Raw genomic sequence first — 17966 nt, 5'->3', positions numbered from 1 at the left:
CGATGCGGGGCGGACAGCGGGGCGGACTGGTGCGGGGGTTCATCTCCGTAGGCCTATGGACTTTCCTGTCGCGGGTCTCGGGCTTCGTGCGCGACATCCTGATGGCGGCGTGGCTGGGCACCGGCCCGGTGGTCGAGGCGTTTTTCGTCGCGCTGTCGCTGCCCAACATGTTCCGCCGCTTTTTCGCCGAGGGCGCGTTCAACACCGCCTTCGTGCCGCTGTTCTCCAAGAAGCTCGAGGGCGGCGAGGACCCGCAGAAATTCGCGCAGGACGCGTTTTCCGGGCTGGCCTTCGTGGTGGCGGTGTTCTCGGCCGTGGCGATGATCGCCATGCCGGGGCTGGTGTGGCTGATGGCGGCGGGGTTCGCGGAGGACGAGCGCTTCGACCTGGCGGTGGAATACGGGCGCATCACCTTCCCCTATATCCTACTGATCTCGCTGGCCTCGATGATCTCGGGGGTGCTGAACGCGAACGGGCGCTTCACCGCGGCGGCGGCCGCGCCGGTGCTGCTGAACCTGCTGTTCATCGCCGGCCTGGTGCTGGGGCGCATGCTGCACTGGGACCTGGGGCTGACGCTGGCCTGGGCCACGCCGATCACCGGGATCGCGCAGCTGGCGCTGGTCTGGTGGGACGCGGCGCGCAACGGCTGGCGGCTGGTCCCACGCCGCCCCCGCCTGACCCCGGACATGAAGCGGCTGCTGACCATCGCCCTGCCCGCGATCTTTGCCGGGGGCGTGGTGCAGATAAACCTGCTGGTCGGGCGGCAGGTGGGCTCGTTCTTCGAGGGCGCGATCGGCTGGCTGAACTATTCCGACCGGCTCTACCAGCTGCCGCTGGGGGTGGTCGGCGCCGCGGTGGCGGTGGTGCTGCTGCCCGAGCTTGCCCGCCGCCTGCGCGCCGGCGACGAACCCGGTGGCCAGTCGGCGCTGTCGCGCGCGACCGAGTTCGGGATGTTCCTGACCCTGCCCGCCGCCTTTGCCATCACGGTGATCGCGGTGCCGATGGTGGCGACGCTGTTCCAGCGCGGCGCCTTCGACGCTCATGACACCGCGATGACCGCGCAGGCGCTGGTGGTCTATGCGCTGGGGCTGCCGGCCTTCGTGCTGCAAAAGATCCTGCAGCCGCTCTATTTCGCGCGCGAGGATACCAGGACCCCGTTTCGCTATGCGGTGAACTCGATGGTGGTGAACGCGGCCGCGGCTTTCGGGCTGATGGGGATGGTGGGCTTCCTCGCCGCAGCAATCGGCACCACGCTGGCCGCCTGGGTGATGGTGGCGCAGCTGTGGTGGGGAACGCGCGCGATGGGACAGGCCGCGCGCTTCGACGCGCGGCTGCGCCGGACGATGCCGCGGATCCTGCTGTCCTCGGCGCTGATGGCGGCGGCGCTGTGGCTGCTGCGCAGCCGGCTGGCCGCGGATGGCGAAGGCGACGTGGCGGGGCTTGCCATCCTCGTCTTCGGCGGCGCCGCGATCTATTTCGCGCTGAGCTTCGCCACCGGCGCGATCAGCCCGGCCGAGCTGCGCGCCTATACGCGGCGCAAGCGCTGAAGGCGCCGCCGCACCGGGGGTTTTCTACCCCCGGACCCCCGGAGGATATTTGCACCACGATGAAAGCCATAGCGGCTGCGGGGTGTTCTTTCTGGTGAAAATACCCCGGGGTCCGGGGCAGCGCCCCGGTCCGGCGGCGCCGTCAGCGGTGCCGCACCCGCCGGCGGACGCGGGAAAACCCGCCGGGGACCAGCACGAAGGACAGGGTAAAGCCGATCCCGAAACCGGCGATCTCGGCGATCCAGTTCTTGCCCGAGCTGCCGAAGACCACCCCGAACACCAGCTGGAACAGCAGCAGCATCCCGATCAGGGTAAAGGCGCGCATCTGGTTGGCGTTTTCCTGCCCCAGCCGCGTCCACAGCAGAAAGGTGAAGGCGCCCAGCAGCCCGTAGACCGGCGTATAGCCCCCCACCAGCGGATCGAAGCGCAGCTGCGGCAGCAGCCCCGCCGCCAGCGAATAGACCGCCGCCCCGCCGATGGCCGAGGCCGCGAACAGCACCACCACCGCCCAGGGCCGCATCGACCGCGCTGCCATGTTGCCAAGCGCCAGCAGGAACACCAGCACGAACAGCGCATGGGTGGCCGAGTAATGGACGAAGGGATAGGTGACCAGCCGGTGCAGTTCCGCCCCCGCGACCGAGCCGCGCTCCCAGGCGCGCAGCAGGAACTCGGGGGCAAAGGCCGTCTGCTCGACCAGGATCTGGCGGGCGGCGCGGCCGGCATTGCTGCCCCCGGCCAGGAATCCCAGCCGGCCAAGGCCGAAATACGCCTCGGTCGCGATGATCGGCAGGGCCAGCACCCACAGCACCGCGGGCAGGCTGTTGAGGGGGCTTTCGGGTGATCCGGCGCGCATTTGTGTCGGTTGCTCCATTCCCGCGGCGCGGTTGCGCCTGTCGGGGGCAAGGGGTAATCCCTTCGCATCCGGTTTTCCAGCAGGCAGTTCCATGGCACGCGTTCACTCTCCGCGCATCTTTTCGGGCATCCAGCCGTCGGGCGGGCTGACGCTTGGCAATTACCTGGGCGCGCTGCGCCGCTTTGCCGAGAAACAGGGCGAGGTCGAGACGGTCTATTGCCTGGTCGACCTGCACGCGATCACCGTCTGGCAAGAGCCCGAGCGGCTGCGCCAGCAGACGCGCGAGGCTGCCGCCGCCTTCATGGCCGCCGGCATCGACCCGGCGCAGTCGGTGCTGTTCGTGCAAAGTCACGTCCCCGCGCACGCCGAGCTGGCGTGGCTGTTGTCCTGCGTCGCGCGGCTGGGGTGGATGAACCGGATGACCCAGTTCAAGGACAAGGCCGGCAAGAACGCCGAGGCCGCGAGCCTGGGGCTTTACGCCTATCCGGCGCTGATGGCGGCCGACATCCTGGCTTATCACGCCACCCATGTGCCGGTGGGCGAGGACCAGAAGCAGCATATCGAGCTGACCCGAGACATCGCCGCCAAGTTCAACCACGATTACGGCGTCGATTTCTTCCCCAGCCCCGAACCGGTGATCGAGGGCGCTGCGACGCGCGTGATGTCCCTGCGCGACGGCACCAAGAAGATGTCCAAGTCCGACCCCTCGGACGCCAGCCGCATCAACCTGACCGACCACGCCGACGCCATCGCGCAAAAGATCCGCAAGGCACGCACCGACGCCGAGCCGCTGCCCGGCGCCATGGAGGGGCTGAAGGACCGCCCCGAGGCCCGCAACCTGGTCAACATCTTCGCCGCGCTGTCGGACGAGACCCCGGATGCGGTGCTGGCCCGGTTCGAGGGTCAGGGCTTCGGCGCCTTCAAGCCGGCACTGGCGGACCTCGCCGTGTCGGTGCTGGCCCCGATCACCCGACGGATGAACGAGCTGATGGCCGACCCGGCCGAGATCGACCGCATCCTGCGCGCGGGCGCGCTGCGCGCCGATGCGATCGCCGCCCCGATCGTGGCCGAGGCGCGCGAGATCATGGGGATGATCCCGGCGGCACGCTGAGCCGGGGGACGGCGGGGGCTCTGCCCCCGTCCCGTTCCGGGACTCCCCCGGGATATTTCTGCACCAAAGACGGGCTCAGGCACCCGGGGGCGGGATGGTTCCGGCCGGGGTGGGCAGGATTTCCTGCAGCCTTTCCTCTGGCCGGCAGAGCCGCGTGCCAAGCGCGGTGCGCACGAAGGGGCGTTCCAGCAGGATCGGATGCGCCTCGACCGCGTCCAGCAGCTGCTCGTCGGTCAGTGCGGGATCGTCGAGCCCGAGATCGTCATAGGGCGTGTTGCGCCGGCGCAGGGCCTGGCGGATGGTCAGCCCGGCGTCGGTGATCCACTGCCGGATCGTCTCGCGGTCGGGCGGGGTCTGCCGGTAGTCGATCACCTCGGGGGTTTCGCCGGCATCGCGCAGGGCCTGCAGGACGCGGCGCGAGGTGCTGCAATTCGGGTTGTGCCAGATCGTGGTCATGGCCCCATCCTGCACCCGCGCCTAGAACAGCGCAAGCTGGTCCCCCGGCCGCGGCGGCGGGGCAAAACGGCTGCAATCCAGCGGCGGCGCGGCGGAATCGTAACCCAGACGCTTGCGGGCGACGCGGAAGCGCTGGTGCATCAGCTCGGCCTCGACCCCCTCGCCGCGCATCCGCTGGCCGAAACGCGGGTCGTTGTCGCGGCCGCCGCGGATCGCCTGAATGCGGGACATCACATGGGCGGCGCGGCCGGGGTGGTGGCGGTCCAGCCAGTCGCGAAACAGCGCCGCGACCTCGTGCGGCAGGCGGATCGGGATCAGGCTGGCACTGGCGGCGCCGGCTTCACGCGCGGCCGCCAGCAGCGATTCGATTTCGTGGTCGGTCAGCCCGGGGATGATCGGGGCCAGCATCACCCGCACCCGGACCCCCGCCCCGGCCAGCGCCCGGATCATCGCCAGCCGGGTGGCGGGGGCGGGGGCGCGGGGCTCCATCTGCCGGGCCAGCGCAGGGTCCAGCGTGGTGAGCGATACGCCGACGAAGATCTGCCCCCGCGCCGCCATCGCCCCGATCAGGTCGAGATCGCGCAGCACCAGACGCCCCCGCGTCACCAGGCTGACCGGGTGGTTCCAGTCATGCAGCACCTGCAGGCATTGCCGCATGATGCCCAGCCGCGCCTCGGCCGGCTGATAGGGATCGGTGTTGGTGCCGAAGGCGATGGGCGCCACCGCATAGGAGGGGCGGGCGATTTCCGCCGCCAGCAGCCGGGCGGCATCGGGCTTGGCGGTGATGCGGGTTTCAAAGTCGAGCCCCGGCGACAGCCCCAGATAGGCGTGGCTGGGGCGCGCGAAACAATAGATGCAGCCATGTTCGCAGCCCCGATACGGGTTCACCGAGCGGTCGAAGGGCACATCGGGGGATTGGTTGCGGCTGATGATCCGGCGCGGGGTCTCCAGCGAGATTTCCGTGCGCAGCAGATGTTCCTCGGGCGGGCTGTCCCAGCCGTCGGATTCGCGCACCGCCTGATAGGGCTCGAATCGTCCGGCCGGGCGGTGGGCCGCACCGCGGGCCTTGAGGATTTCATCGGGGTCGCGAGGTGGCAGCATCCTGCCGAGGATGGAACATTATGCGAACATCTGCAAGTGCCGCATTCATCCTGGCTGCAATGGCGGCTTTTCAACCGGCACCACCCACCCCATATTGATCGGGTAGACGGAGGAAACCATGCCCCTGCCCCATTTCCTGCTGCTGGTCCTGGCGGTGATCCTTGCAGCCGCGCTGACGCTGGTGCTGGCGATTGCGCTGGGGGTGCCGTTGCAGGTGCTGGCACTGGTGACGGTGGTGGCGGCGCTGGCCGCGCATCTGTCGGCGCGGACGGGCAACGGGCCGCGGCATACCTCCGAAGGGTAAGGGCCGCTCAGCTTTCCAGTTCTGCGTCCCAGTAAAGGTAATCCATCCAGCTGACATGCAGGTGGTTCGGCGGAAAGCGCCGGCCGATGGCCTGCATCTCTGCGGTCTGCGGCCGGCGCGGCGTGCGCTTGAGCCGCATGCCGGAGGCGCGCAGGCTCTTGTTGGCCTTGCGCAGGTTGCAGGGTGAACAGGCGGCGACCACGTTTTCCCAGCTGGTCACGCCGCCCCGCGACCGCGGCACCACATGGTCGAAGGTCAGATCCCCGCGCGCCCCGCAATACTGGCAGCGGAACTCATCGCGCAGGAACAGGTTGAAGCGGGTGAAGGCCACATGCTTGCGCGGCTTGACGTAATCGCGCAGCACCACCACCGAGGGCAGCCGGATCGCCGCGTGCTGGCTGCGCACCACCTCGTCATATTCGGCCAGGATCGCCACCCGGTCCAGAACCACCGCCTTGATGGTTTCCTGCCAGGGCCACAGCGACAGCGGATAATAGCTGAGCGGGCGGTAGTCGGCGTTCAGCACCAGGGCCGGGTTGCGGCGCAGTGAAGCGGGATCGCGCACGAACTGGGTGCGGAAATCCGTGTCCACCTGCCTGTTGTCGAGCATCCGTGATATGTCCCCCGCCATCTCGCCTCAAGGAACCTGCGCCGACTATATGCCGGTGAAAGCCGCTGGCAAGCGTCAACAGCGGCCGCGCGCAAGGTTTCGCGCGGCCGTCACATTGCGGGAAAAGCCGGGAATGCTCAGCCGGTGCCCAGCCGCGCGCGAATGAAGGACAGCGCCATGCCCAGCCCGTCGGGGGAAATCCCGTGGCCGGTGCCGCGCATGGTGTGGGTGGCGACCTCGAACCCGGCGGCGCGCAGCGCGCGCTCAGCCAGGCCCATGTCGGCGTGGGGCACCATCTGGTCCTGATCGCCGTGCAGCAGCAGCACCGGCGGGCGCAGCGTGGTTTCGGCCAGCGCCTCGGGGGCCAGCAGCCGCCCGGAAAACCCGACGATCCCCGCCACGGCCTGATCACGGCGCGGCAGCACATGCAGCGCCATCATCGTGCCCTGCGAGAACCCGACCACCACCATGCGATCGGCCGCCAGCCCCTCGCGCGCCAGCACGGAATCGAGGAACCCGTTCAGGTCGTCGATGGCATGGGCCATCGAGGCGCGGGCCTCGTCCTCGGTCGAGCCGTCCAGCCAGGGGATCGGGAACCACTGGTATCCCATGGGATTGTTGCGGCAGCGTTCCGGCGCGTCGGGGGAATAGAACGCCGTTTTCGGCAGATAGGGCGCCAGCGGATCGGCCAGCCCCAGCAGGTCGGCCCCGTCGGCACCATAGCCATGCAGGAACACCACCACCGAATCCGCCTGCGCAGGCCCGCGGCGTTCGGATTGCAACTCGCGCGTCATGTCACCCCCTCGCGTCCCTTGGCGTCGCGGTAATAGGCCCAGAGCCCGCGCGCCGCAACCGAGCGCCAGGGCGCCCATGCCTCGGCCTGCGCGGCCAGCGCCTTGGGCCGGGGACGTTCGGGCAGGTCGTACATCAGCCGCGCGGCCTCTTGCAGGGCAAGGTCGGCGGGGGCGAAGACATCGGCCCGGCCCAGCGCAAAGATCAGATACATCTCGGCGGTCCAGCGCCCGATTCCGGGCAGCGCGGTCAGCGTGGCGATCACCTGCTCGTCCGGCTGCTCGCGCAGCGCGTCGAAGTCGATCCCCGCCTCGGCCACCGCCCGCAGGTAGCGGCGCTTGGGGCCGGACAGGCCGCAAAGCCGCAGCGTCTCGTCATCGGTGGCCAGCACCGCCTCGGGCCGGTCCAGCCCGGCCTGGGTCAGGCGGGCAAAAATGGTGCGGGCGGCGCTGGTCGAAAGCTGCTGCGAGGTGATCGCATTGACGATCGCCGCAAACCCGTCCGGGCGCCGGCGCAGATCCAGCGGGCCCAGCCCGGGCAGCACCCGCGCCCAGACCGGGCAGATGCGGGCCAGATGCGCAGCACCCTCGGTCAGGTCGGCCTCGGCCTCGATCAGCCGCAGGCTCACCGCTGGCCCTGCTCGATGGTGCTGGCCCAGACCCGCGCCGATTCCAGCAGCCGGGTCTGATAGGCGGTCGAGATATGGTTGCGCAGCGCCGCTTCCGCCGCCGCCGCATCGCCCGAGGCGATGGCGTCGACGATCTCCTGATGCTCGGCCAGCGACTTGTGCCCCCTGCCCTCGGCCGCGAGCGAGGTGCGCGCCATCAGCGCCATGGTGCGATGCACGATGTCGAGCTGCTGGACCAGATAGCGGTTGTGCGAGGCCAGGTGGATCTGGTGGTGAAAGCGCCGGTTCGCGCGGCTGAGCGCCTGCGGATCATCGACGATGGCGTGATCCTCCTGCACCATGCGGCCCAGCACCAGCACCTCTTCGCGGGTGGCGTGGCGGGCGGCCAGCCTTGCTGCCAGCGCCTCGAGCTCGGTGCGCACGGTGTAAAGCTCGGCCAGCTGGTTGTGGTCCAGCGTCGCCACGATCAGGCTGCGCCCGTCGCGGGTCAGCATCGACTGGGTTTCCAGCCGCTGCAGCGCCTCGCGCACGGGGGTGCGGCTGACGCCGAAACGCTCGGCGAGTTCGGATTCCACCAGCCGGTCGCCGGGACGGTAGGTGCCGTCGTCGATGGCCGAGAGGATCAGGCTGTATGCATCTTTCATGTCGCAGGAAGACTTGGCGCCCGGGGCGCCGGAATGCAAGCGCGCGGGACAGTTGCTGCGGCAAAAGGCGGGCTGTCTGCCCCCCATCGCCTGGCGGCGATTCCCCCCGAGGATATTTGCGCCACGATGAAAGCGGCAGGGGTGGCTTTCATCGTGGCACAAATATCCATCGCAACCGCGACGCCGGAATGGCCGCGCCGCAAGGGGCGCTGCGGTTCAGCCGGCCGTAGCCCGGCGCGTAGTGGGCTGCGGGGTGCCGCCCATGCGCGCGCCGCCGCGGTCCGAGCGGATCGGGTCGGCCAGCAGCCGCAGCCCGTTCAGCACCACCAGCACGGTGCCGCCCTCGTGGCCCAGCACCGCCAGCGGCAGCGGCAGCGCGAAAAACAGGCTGCCCGCGACCAGCAGCACCATCATCCCCAGCGAAAACACCAGGTTCTGCCGGATGATCCGCCTTGTGCGCCGCGCCAGCCGGTGCGCACCCGCCAGCCGCCCCATGTCGTCCGACAGCAGCGCCACATCCGCCGCCTGCAGCGCCACGTCGCTGCCGGCCGCGCCCATGGCGATGCCGACATCGGCGCGGGCCAGCGCAGCCGCGTCGTTCACCCCGTCGCCGACAAAGGCGACGCGGCCGCGCGCGGCGAGTTCCCCGACCAGCCGCACCTTGTCCTCGGGCAGCAGGTCGGCGTGGATGTCGGCAGGGGCAAAGCCCAGCTCGGCGCCGATGCGCAGCCCGACCGGGCGGCGGTCGCCGGTCATCATGGCGATGGCGCCCACCCCTTCGTGGCGCAACGCCGCCAGCCCCGCCGCCGAGGTCTCGCGCGGGCGGTCGGCCACTGCGACCGCGCCGAGGATGCGGGGGCCGCGGCCCAGCCACACCACGGTCTGCGCCTGGTCCTGCAACCCCTCGATCACGTCCGGGTCGGCACCCATCCGTGCTGCCATGCGCCGGTTGCCGGCCCAGATCCCGTCCCCTTGCGCATCAAGCCCACCAATGCCCTCGCTGGGGATGGAAACCACATCGCGCACCGGCGCCGGGTCCACGCCCTGCGCCCGCGCGTGGCGGCGGATCGCGTCGGCGATGGGATGTTCGGACTGCGCCTCGAGCCCGGCCAGCAGCGACAGGAACTCGCGCTCGTCCCCCAGCGCCTCGACCGTGGTGACCATTGCCTTGCCGGTGGTCAGCGTGCCGGTCTTGTCAAAGGCAAAGGTCTCGACATCCGCCAGCATCTCCAGCGCGGCGCCGCCCTTGAACAGCACGCCGCCCCGCGCCGCCGCCGCCAGCCCCGACAGGATCGCCGCCGGGACCGAGATCACCACCGCGCAGGGGCTGGCCGCGACCAGCAGCGTGGCGGCGCGGTAAAGCGCCTCGCGCGTGTCCCAGCCCAGCGCCAGGAACGCCAGCAGCGCCAGCACCGAGCCCGCCAGCACCGCTGCGGTGTAGCGCTGGCCGAACCAGTCGCTGAAGCGTTCCGAGGGCGCGCGGGCGTGCTGGGCCTGGGTGACCAGCTCGATCATCCGCGCCACCGTGCTGTCCTCGACCGAGCGGACGACCTGCACCGCCAGCACCCCGTTGAGGTTCACCGTCGCCTCGAACACCTTGCCGCCGGGCGCCTTGTGGACCGGCATCGACTCGCCGGTGATCGTAGCCTCGTCCAGCGAGCCCTCGCCCTCGATCACCACGCCGTCGGCGGGGACCTGGGCGCCGGGGCGCAGGATCACCACGTCGCCGGGGCGCAGCACCCCTACCGGCACCTCGGTCACCGCCCCGTCCGGGCCGCGCAGCAGGGCGCTGGCCGGGCGCAGCGCCATCAGCGCCTGCACCGCGCGGCGGGCGCGGCCCATGGCGCGGTGCTCCAGCGTGTGGGACAGGTCGAACAGCGTCAGCAGCACCGCCCCTTCCAGGGCCGCGCCCACCGCCGCCGCCGCCAGCGCCGCCACGATCATCAACAGGTCGATGTCGAGCACCCGGTCGCGCCACAATTCGCGCAAGGCCCGCCAGCCCGTCGGCACGCCCCCGGCCAGATAGACCAGCGCCAGCCCCGCCGGCCCCCACGGGCCTTGCAGCACGAATGCGTCCAGCGCCGCCAGCGCCATTCCGAACAGTGTAGCGCCGGTCAGCAGCGCCATGGAGTCGCGCAGGACCCCGGGGTGATTCTCTGTCAAGGCCATGCCTGTCTGTGCCGCGCGGGCAGTGGATGGGAAGGCGCAGGCCAAGCCTAGCAATCCGGCGGGCGGATTTGAAATGACTTCGGTCAGGAGGGATGCAGAGGGCCGCGGCCGCGCTCAGTTCGCCTTGCCGCCGATCCGCGCCAGCAGCATCGCGGGCAGCGTTCCCACCGCCACGATCAGCAGCGCGGCGATGGCGCCCTCTTCATAGGTGCCGCGGGCGGCCTCACCATAGAGATGGGTGGCGAGGGTCTCGAAGTTCAGCGGCCGCAGCAGCAGCGTGGCCGGCAGCTCCTTCATGCAGTCCACGAACACCAGCAGCGCGGCCGAGGCCAGCGCCGCGCGGCACAGCGGCAGATGCACATGGCACAGCGTGCCGCAGCTGCCGCGGCCCAGGCAGCGCGCGGCATGGTCGTAAGAGCGCGGCAGCCGCGCCAGCCCGGATTCCACCCCGCCCGAGCCGATGGTCAGGAAGCGCACGAAATACGCATAGGACAGCGCTGCCCCCGATCCGATCAGCAAAAGCCCGGTCGAGACCCCGAACCATTCGCGCGCGGCCGCGTCGATGCTGCGGTCCAGCGCCGCGATGGGGATCAGGATGCCGATCGCCACCACGGTGCCGGGCATCGCATAGCCGATGGCGGCGATGCGCCCCAGCGCCGCGGTGGTGCGCGACTGGAAGGCGCGGGTGACGAAGGCCACCAGCAGCCCCGCCGCCACCACCAGCGCCGTGACCGACCCGGCCAGCACCACGGTGTTCAGCGCCTCGCCCGCCAGCCGTGGCGAGACGCCCGAGGCCTGCACCCGCCGGAATGCGACGATGGAGAGATGCAGCGCCGGGAACACGAAGCCCAGCATCACCGGCACCAGCGCCAGCCCCAGCGCGACAAGCCCGGCGACCGGCCCCAGCCGGTGGCGGGCCAGCGGGCGGGCGCGCTGCGCGTTGGTCCAGTAGCGCTGGCTGCGCCGCGCCCAGCGTTCCAGCACCACCAGCGCCACCACCACCGCCAGCATCACCAGCGCGATCTGCGCTGCCCCCGGCAGGTCCGAGCGAGTGACCCAGGTGGTATAGATCGAGTTGGTCAGCGTGCGGATGCCCAGGAACTCGGTGGCGCCGATGTCGTTCAGCGCCTCCATCAGCGCCAGCGACACCCCCACGGCGATGGCCGGGCGCGCCAGCGGCAGCGCCACCCGCAGGAACACGCCGCGCCGTGTGACGCCGAAACTGCGCGAGACCTCGACCAGATTGGCAGCTTGCGTCACGAACATCGCGCGGGTGGTCAGGTAGACATAGGGGTAGAGCACCAGCCCCAGCAGCAGGATCCCCCCGGTCATCGAACGGATGTCGGGCAGGCGGAAATCGCGCGGGCTGTCGAAACCCAGCAGCGCCCGGATCGCGGTCTGCACCGGACCCAGCGGGTGCAGGATGTCCAGATAGGCATAGGCGATGATATAGGTGGGCACCGCCAGCGGCAGCAGCAGCAGCCACTCCAGCCAGCGCCGGCCCGGGAACTCATAGGCCGTGACCAGCCAGGCGGCCGAGGTGCCGATCACCGTCACCAGCACCCCCACCCCGGCCAGCAGGATCGCGGTCTGGCTGACCGCCTGCGGCAGCACATGCGCCAGCATATGCGACCACAGCCCCTGCGAGCCGCGCGCGGCCTGCCACAGCAGCGCCAGCACCGGCACCGCCACCAGCGCCGCCACCAGCGCCAGACCCGCCACCCACAGCCGCCCCGAGCGCGAGCGCGTCACCGCCGCGGGCGCCGCCCGGGCGGGGGCGGCCGGGCGGGCAAGCGCGTCGGGAGCGGCAGAGATGACCATGGGGTGCAATCGGCCAGAGGGCCGCGCCACCGCGCCGCCCCCCGGCCCCTTTCGCGGCTCAGTTGTCGATGCCGACCTTTTCGGCCAGCTCGCTGGCTTCCTTGCGCTTGGCGACGATCTCGATGATCGGGGTCGGGTCGATCTTCAGCTCGCCGAACTCGGCGATGATCGGGTCGACGGCGACGCCGGCCTTGACCGGGTATTCGAAGTTGGCCTGCGCATACAGCTCCTGCGCCTCGTCCGAGACCAGGTATTCCAGCAGCGCCACCGCCTGATCGCGGTTCGGCGCGTGCCTGGCCACCGCCGCGCCGCTGATGTTGACGTGGGTGCCGCCGTTTTCAAAGGTGGGCAGGATCACCGTGATCGCCTCGCCCCATGCCTTCTGCTCGTCGCCGCCGCGGCCGGACCGCATCAGCCCGACATAATAGGAATTGGCGATGCCGATGTCGCAGATACCGCCCAGGATGTCCTTGGCGACCTCGCGGTCGCCGCCGGCGGCCTTGCGGGCCAGGTTGGCCTTGATCCCGGACAGCCATTCCTCTGTGGCCTCGGCGCCGTGATGCACGTCATAGGCGGCGAACAGCGCGGTGTTGTAGGGGTGCTGGCCGGAGCGGATGCAGACCCGGCCCTTGTATTCGGGGTCGGCCAGATCGGCATACTGGAAGCTCTCCAGCCCCAGGTCCTTGGCGGCATAAAGCACGCGGGCCCGCATCGACAGCGCGAACCAGTTGCCCTCGGCGTCGCGCAGGTTTTCGGGCACCGCCTCGGCCAGAACCGCGGATTCGACCGGCTGGGTCAGGCCTTTTTCGACCAGATCCGCCAGATTGCCCGCGTCCACCGTCATCAGCAGGTCGGCGGGCGAGCTTTCGCCCTCGGACGCCACCCGCTCGGGCATCCCGTCCTTGAGGAACACCGTGTTCACCTTGACCCCGGTCTTTTCCGTATAGGCGTCCAGCAGCGGCTGGATCAGCCCCGGCTCGCGGGTGGTGTAGATGTTCACCTCGTCGGCCTGCACGGCCGCGCCGACCGAGATGGCGACGGCACCGCCCATCAGGGCCGCGCGCAACGAAAAGCGGGAAATCATCAGCGGGTCCTTTCAACTGTCCCTGCCGGGCTGCGCCCGGCGTCAATCCGCCATGCCATGGCTGACAGTTCCAATCAAGTATTCTTGCCGGCCATCGGCGCCCGCCGTCAGGCGCTGGCAGCGGCGGCAAGGGCCGCGGCGTCGTCCTCGGGCGGCAGCACGATGGCCTGTTCGGCGTCGATGCCGAAACGGACGATCTCGCCCAGCATGGTGTCCAGCCGCTGCGAGGTGCGCAGCCGCAGCGGCGCTTCCAGCCCCTCGACGCGCAGGGTCAGCTGCTCGACCTCGCCCAGGAAACTGCGCTGGACCAGCGTGCCGCGCAGATCGGCGCCGCGGCGCTCGGCGCAGATGTCGACCGGGAACAGCGCCTTGGGGCGGATGCACACCACCGCGGGCGCGCCTTCGGCAAAGCCGGGGGCGGGGAACGCGCCCAGCACGGTTTCCGCGCGCCCGCCCCGGACGCGGGCGGGGATCTGGTTGCAGGGCCCCAGGAAGCGCGCGGCGTAGATCGAGCCGGGGCGGTCGTACAGGTTGTAGCCGGTGCCGGTCTGCACCACCTGCCCCGCCCGCATCAGCACCACCCGGTCGCCGATCGACATCGCCTCTTCGGGGTCGTGGGTCACGATCACCGCGGTGGCATTGGCGTCGTGCAGCGTGGCCAGAGTTTCCATCCGCACATGCTCGCGCAGCCGCCGGTCGAGGTTGGAAAACGGCTCGTCCATCAGCAGCACCAGCGGCTGCGGCGCCAAGGCCCGGGCCAGCGCCACCCGCTGCTGCTCGCCCCCCGACAGCTCATGCGGGTGGCGGCTGGCCAACTCGGCGATGCCGATGCGGCGGATGATGCGGTCGGCCTGCGCCGCGGCCTGCGCTTTCGGCAGCTGGCGCAGCCCGAACAGGATGTTGTCGCGCACGCTCAGATGCGGGAACAGCGCATAATCCTGGAACATGAAGCCGACGCGGCGATCCTCGGGCTCGACGAAGCGCGAGGGGCCGGCGATCTCCTGCCCGTCCAGCAGGATGCGGCCGCTGTCGGGCACCTCGACCCCGGCGATCAGCCGCAGCAGCGTCGATTTCCCGCAGCCCGAGGGGCCGACCAGGCAGACCACCTCGCCGCGCATGATCTCCAGCGAGACGTCGCGCAGCGCAGGACGGTCGCCGAACCGGCGCGACACTCGGTCGAGTTCAAGGATCGGTCGGCCCTGTTCGGTCATGCACCCTGCTTTCATCGCCCGCGGCAGTTTCGGCGCCGACCATATCCGCCCCGGCGCGGTTCAGCCAGACCGCGGCGACGGCGGTGATGCCGGAAACCAGAACACCCCGCAGGGGAGGATGCGGGGTGCCTGGGCCGGCGCGGCGGAGGCCGCCCTGCCAATCGGTGGCCGGTCAGGGTTTTCCCGGCAGCATCGGCGCGGCGCGGTCCAGCACCAGCTCGCTGCGCGAGAACCGGATCGGGGTGCGCAGCCCGGGGATGCCCTCGGGCGCGATGCGCAGGCCGCGGGCGATCACCTGCGGCTCTGCCAGCGCGTCGGCGACGCTGTTGATCGGGCCGGCGGGCACGCCCTCGGATTCCAGCGCGGCGATGGCCTCGGCCCGGGTGCGGGAAGATGTCGCGCCGGCGATCAGCGCACACAGCGGCTCGCGGTTTTCCACCCGCGCCGGGTTGGTGGCATAGGCGGGGTCGCCGTCCAGAGGCCCCAGCGCCAGCGCCCGGCACAGCCCGGCGAATTGCCGGTCATTGCCGCAGGCGATGATCAGATGCCCGTCGCTGGCCGGAAACACCTGATAGGGCACGATATTCGGATGCGCATTGCCCAGCCGCCGCGGCACCGTGCCGCCAATCAGGTGGTTCATCGCCTGATTGGCCAGCACCGCCACGCCTACATCCAGCAGCGACAGGTCCACCTGTTGCCCCCGGCCAGAGCGTTCCCGTTCCGCCAGCGCCGCCTGGATGCCGATCACCCCGTAAAGCCCGGTGAAGATGTCGATCCAGGCCACGCCAACCTTCTGCGGCTCGCCATTCGGTTCGCCGGTCAGGTCCATGATCCCGCACATGCCCTGGATCAGGAAATCATAGCCCGGCTGGGTGGCGCGCGGCCCGTCCTGTCCGAAACCGGTGACCGAGGCATAGATCAGCCGCGGGTTCAGCGCCGACAGGCTGTCGTAATCCAGCCCGAAGCGCTTCAGCCCGCTGACCTTGAAGTTTTCCACCACCACGTCGGCAGTGGCGATCAGCTCTTTCAGCCGCGCCAGATCGCCCGCGTCCTTAAAGTCGCAGGTGATCGAGGTCTTGCCGCGGTTGGCCGCGTGGAAATACGCCGCCACCCGTTCGGTGCCGCCATCCGGCCGCGGCCGGTCCAGGAACGGGGGCCCCCAGCTGCGGGTATCGTCGCCCTCGGGGGCCTCGACCTTGATCACCTCGGCGCCCAGATCGGCCAGGGTCTGGCCGATCCACGGGCCGGCGAGGATGCGGGCCAGTTCGACCACCCGCAGCCCTTTCAGCGGCGCCCCCGTATCTGACTGATCGCTCACGCGAAGGCCTGCAACCCGGTGATCGCGCGGCCCAGGATCAGCGCGTGCACGTCGTGGGTGCCCTCATAGGTGTTCACGGTTTCAAGGTTCTGCGCGTGGCGCATGACCTGGAACTCTTCGGAAATGCCGTTGCCGCCGTGCATGTCGCGGGCGATGCGGGCGATGTCCAGCGCCTTGCCGCAGTTGTTGCGCTTGACGATGGAAATCATCTCGGGCGCGGCCTGCGCCGCATCCATCAGCCGCCCGACCTGCAGGCTTGCCTGCAACCCCAGGGTGATCTCGGTCATCATGTTGGCCAGTTTCAGCTGGTAAAGCTGGGTGTTGGCCAGCGGCCGCTTGAACTGGTGGCGGTCCAGCCCGTATTGCCGCGCGGCGTGGAAACAGAACTCGGCCGCACCCAGCACGCCCCAGCTGATCCCGTAGCGGGCGCGGTTGAGACAGCCGAACGGCCCCTTCAGCCCCTCGACGTTGGGCAGCAGCGCATCCTCGCCCACCTCGACGTCCTGCATGACGATCTCGCCGGTGATCGAGGCGCGCAAGCTCAGCTTGCCCTCGATCTTGGGGGCAGAGAGGCCCTTCATGCCCTTGTCCAGAACGAAGCCACGGATCTTGCCGCCATGCGCCTCGGACTTGGCCCAGACCACGAACACATCCGCGATGGGCGAGTTGGAAATCCACATCTTGGTGCCGTTCAGCACATAGCCGCCGGCGGTCTTTTTGGCGGTGGTCTTCATGCCGCCGGGGTCCGAGCCCGCGTCGGGCTCGGTCAGGCCGAAGCAGCCGATGAACTCGCCCGAGGCCAGTTTTGGCAGGTATTTCTGCCGCTGTTCCTCGGAGCCGTAGGCATAGATCGGATACATCACCAGCGACGACTGCACCGACATCATCGAGCGATAGCCCGAATCGACCCGCTCGACCTCGCGCGCGACCAGCCCGTAGCTGACGTAAGACGCCCCCAGGCCGCCGTATTCCTCGGGGACGGTGACGCCCAGCAGGCCCATCTCGCCCATCTCGCGGAAGATCGCGGGGTCGGTCGCCTCGTCGCGATAGGCGGCGATCACCCGCGGCTGCAGCTTTTCCTGCGCATAGGCGCGGGCGCTGTCGCGCATCATCCGCTCGTCCTCGGACAGCTGGTCGTTCAGGCGGAACGGGTCCTCCCAATCGAAGCGGTTCAGGTCGGGCGCGTCCTTGGGCTTGAGTGCGGGCATGATTTCCTCTCCGTATGCTGAGCCGGGTCTAGCGAAGCTGCGCAGGCAAGGATAACGATGTTTCCTGTCCAGTTCATGAGTTTTCCTGATGATCCGCCAGAACCGCCCCTCGTACACGCCGACGGTGCAGGAATTGCGCGCCCTGCTTTACAGCGCCGATCTGGGCACGGCCTCGGCCGCGGCCGAGGCGCTGAGCCTGACCCAGGGCGCGGTCAGCCGCTCGATCCGCACGCTGGAGGAACGGCTGGGCGTGCGGCTGTTTCACCGCGAACGCCAGCGGCTGGTGCTGTCGGATGCCGGCCGCGCGCTGGTGCGCGACGCGCGCGACATCCTCGACCGGATCGAATCATCGGCGCGGATGGTGATGGCCTTCGGCGGGGGCGAGGACGTGCTGCGGCTGGCGGTGCTGCCGACCTTTGCCACCAGCTGGCTGATCCCGCGGCTGGCCGGGTTCTCGCGCCGCCACCCGAGCATCGGGATCGACCTGGCCGAGGCGCTGGCGCCGGTGGATTTCGACGATTCGCCCTTTGACGCGGCGCTGCAGCGGGTGGAAATGGCGCGGCCGGGCACCAGGGTGCTGCCGATCTGTCCCGAAAACCTGATCGTGGTCGCCTCGCCGGCGCTGATCGGGGCCGCGGTGCTGCCCCCGGCCGAGCTGCTGAACTGGCCGCTGATCCAGCAATCCACCCGCCCCGAATTGTGGAGCGACTGGCTCGCCGCCGCCGGGGTCGAGCCCTTCGGCCAGCTGCGCGGGCCGCGGTTCCAGCATTTCGGCATGGTGATCGCCGCCGCCCGCGCCGGCATGGGGGTGGCGCTGCTGCCCGACATCTTCGCGGCCGAGGCGCTGGCCGAGGGCACGCTGCGCCAGCCCTGCCCGCAGGTGCTGACCGGCGGCTCATCCTATGCGCTGATCCGCCCGGCGCAAGCGCAGGCGCAACGCTCGCTGGACCTGTTTTCGGAATGGTTGCAGGAGCTTGCCGAACCCTGAGCGGGCGGCAGGATCGGCGGGGGGATTGAGCCCGGCATCGTCGTGCATCACAGGCTCTGAGAACTCGTGGCGCCGCTATCAGGCGCACAGGCACGCCGCGATTCGCAGGGCCGACACAAAC

17 protein-coding genes are annotated in these 17966 nt (G+C 70.0%); 4 read left to right on the top strand and 13 right to left on the bottom strand.

What is annotated here, in order from left to right; translation table 11 throughout:
- The first annotated feature begins 2 nt into the window (after positions 1–2).
- Positions 3–1547, top strand: a complete 1545-nt coding sequence (gene murJ / locus BUB57_RS07330; RefSeq protein WP_073064481.1) for a murein biosynthesis integral membrane protein MurJ — start codon at positions 3–5, stop codon at positions 1545–1547.
- A 142-nt stretch (positions 1548–1689) separates the two neighbouring features.
- On the opposite strand, the gene BUB57_RS07325 is transcribed toward murJ, so the two are convergent.
- Positions 1690–2400 carry a rhomboid family intramembrane serine protease gene (locus BUB57_RS07325; protein WP_073064479.1) on the bottom strand — a complete coding sequence of 237 codons (711 nt, stop codon included), beginning with the start codon at positions 2398–2400 and terminating at the stop codon, positions 1690–1692.
- A 91-nt stretch (positions 2401–2491) separates the two neighbouring features.
- Between BUB57_RS07325 and trpS the strand changes: the two genes are divergently transcribed.
- Positions 2492–3511 (top strand): tryptophan--tRNA ligase, encoded by a 1020-nt coding sequence (gene trpS / locus BUB57_RS07320; RefSeq protein WP_073064476.1) that lies wholly within the window; start codon positions 2492–2494, stop codon positions 3509–3511.
- A 75-nt stretch (positions 3512–3586) separates the two neighbouring features.
- On the opposite strand, the gene arsC is transcribed toward trpS, so the two are convergent.
- Positions 3587–3967, bottom strand: a complete 381-nt coding sequence (gene arsC / locus BUB57_RS07315) for an arsenate reductase (glutaredoxin) (RefSeq protein WP_073064473.1) — start codon at positions 3965–3967, stop codon at positions 3587–3589.
- Positions 3968–3988: 21 nt separating this feature from the next.
- Complete coding sequence (locus BUB57_RS07310) at positions 3989–5068, bottom strand: PA0069 family radical SAM protein (protein ID WP_073064470.1); 1080 nt, start codon at positions 5066–5068, stop codon at positions 3989–3991.
- Positions 5069–5186: 118 nt separating this feature from the next.
- Here BUB57_RS07310 and BUB57_RS07305 point away from each other — a divergent pair, with 118 nt between their 5' ends.
- Positions 5187–5372 (top strand): hypothetical protein, encoded by a 186-nt coding sequence (locus tag BUB57_RS07305; RefSeq protein ID WP_073064467.1) that lies wholly within the window; start codon positions 5187–5189, stop codon positions 5370–5372.
- Between the two features lie 7 nt (positions 5373–5379).
- Here the strand turns inward: BUB57_RS07305 and BUB57_RS07300 are convergent, their stop codons facing one another.
- From BUB57_RS07300 to BUB57_RS07255, 10 genes are all read right to left on the bottom strand, one after another.
- Positions 5380–5964, bottom strand: coding sequence for an HNH endonuclease (locus BUB57_RS07300; RefSeq protein ID WP_073064811.1), 585 nt, complete (start codon positions 5962–5964; stop codon positions 5380–5382).
- A gap of 155 nt (positions 5965–6119) precedes the next feature.
- Complete coding sequence (locus BUB57_RS07295; protein WP_073064464.1) at positions 6120–6776, bottom strand: alpha/beta hydrolase; 657 nt, start codon at positions 6774–6776, stop codon at positions 6120–6122.
- On the bottom strand, positions 6773–7396 hold the full coding sequence (locus tag BUB57_RS07290) for a DNA-3-methyladenine glycosylase family protein (RefSeq protein WP_084732035.1): 624 nt from the start codon (positions 7394–7396) through the stop codon (positions 6773–6775). Before BUB57_RS07290 ends, BUB57_RS07295 begins: the two co-directional genes overlap by 4 nt.
- Before the next feature lie 2 nt (positions 7397–7398).
- Positions 7399–8046 carry a GntR family transcriptional regulator gene (locus tag BUB57_RS07285; protein WP_073064459.1) on the bottom strand — a complete coding sequence of 216 codons (648 nt, stop codon included), beginning with the start codon at positions 8044–8046 and terminating at the stop codon, positions 7399–7401.
- Positions 8047–8262: 216 nt separating this feature from the next.
- Positions 8263–10215, bottom strand: a complete 1953-nt coding sequence (locus BUB57_RS07280) for a heavy metal translocating P-type ATPase (protein ID WP_073064457.1) — start codon at positions 10213–10215, stop codon at positions 8263–8265.
- Between the two features lie 114 nt (positions 10216–10329).
- The gene (locus BUB57_RS07275; RefSeq protein ID WP_084732017.1) at positions 10330–12036 is read right to left on the bottom strand and encodes an ABC transporter permease; all 1707 of its coding nucleotides are present in this window, start codon (positions 12034–12036) and stop codon (positions 10330–10332) included.
- A 58-nt stretch (positions 12037–12094) separates the two neighbouring features.
- On the bottom strand, positions 12095–13120 hold the full coding sequence (locus tag BUB57_RS07270; protein ID WP_073064454.1) for a Fe(3+) ABC transporter substrate-binding protein: 1026 nt from the start codon (positions 13118–13120) through the stop codon (positions 12095–12097).
- Between the two features lie 107 nt (positions 13121–13227).
- Positions 13228–14331 (bottom strand): ABC transporter ATP-binding protein, encoded by a 1104-nt coding sequence (locus BUB57_RS07265; protein ID WP_073064451.1) that lies wholly within the window; start codon positions 14329–14331, stop codon positions 13228–13230.
- A 172-nt stretch (positions 14332–14503) separates the two neighbouring features.
- Positions 14504–15649: a CaiB/BaiF CoA transferase family protein gene (locus tag BUB57_RS07260; RefSeq protein WP_073064448.1), complete on the bottom strand. Its 1146-nt coding sequence runs from the start codon at positions 15647–15649 to the stop codon at positions 14504–14506.
- Positions 15646–16857, bottom strand: a complete 1212-nt coding sequence (locus BUB57_RS07255) for an acyl-CoA dehydrogenase (protein ID WP_073064446.1) — start codon at positions 16855–16857, stop codon at positions 15646–15648. Before BUB57_RS07255 ends, BUB57_RS07260 begins: the two co-directional genes overlap by 4 nt.
- A gap of 88 nt (positions 16858–16945) precedes the next feature.
- Here BUB57_RS07255 and BUB57_RS07250 point away from each other — a divergent pair, with 88 nt between their 5' ends.
- Complete coding sequence (locus BUB57_RS07250) at positions 16946–17845, top strand: LysR family transcriptional regulator (RefSeq protein WP_073064444.1); 900 nt, start codon at positions 16946–16948, stop codon at positions 17843–17845.
- The last annotated feature ends 121 nt before the right edge of the window (positions 17846–17966 follow it).

Origin of the sequence: Paracoccus solventivorans, assembly GCF_900142875.1 — a bacterium.
In the GTDB taxonomy this organism is placed as follows: Bacteria; Pseudomonadota; Alphaproteobacteria; order Rhodobacterales; family Rhodobacteraceae; genus Paracoccus; species Paracoccus solventivorans.
This window is presented reverse-complemented; position numbering and strand designations above follow the sequence as displayed.